Annotated in this window: 1 protein-coding gene; it reads left to right on the forward strand. The window is 35.5% G+C overall.

The annotated features are described in order from the left end of the window. Positions 1–211, forward strand: a 211-nt coding sequence (locus tag V6255_RS18945) for an AAA family ATPase (protein WP_341629482.1), incomplete at both ends; no start/stop codon positions are given.

The following is a 211-nucleotide window of genomic DNA, read 5'->3' on the forward strand; positions in this document are numbered from 1 at the left end:
GGTATTAAAGTGATTCGTTCTGCTATTGAAATTGCTAAACAAAATCAGGCTGCAGGACGGCGTAACTTATTATTTGTTGACGAAGTCCATCGTTTTAATAAAAGCCATCAAGATGCTTTTCTGGCTTATTTTGAAGATGGCACTTTTTTTTTTATTGGTGCGACGAGTGAAAATCCTTCTTTTGAATTAAACAATGCTTTGCTATCACGAG

It is taken from the genome of Psychromonas arctica, from assembly GCF_038155225.1.
In the GTDB taxonomy this organism is placed as follows: domain Bacteria; phylum Pseudomonadota; class Gammaproteobacteria; order Enterobacterales; family Psychromonadaceae; genus Psychromonas; species Psychromonas arctica_B.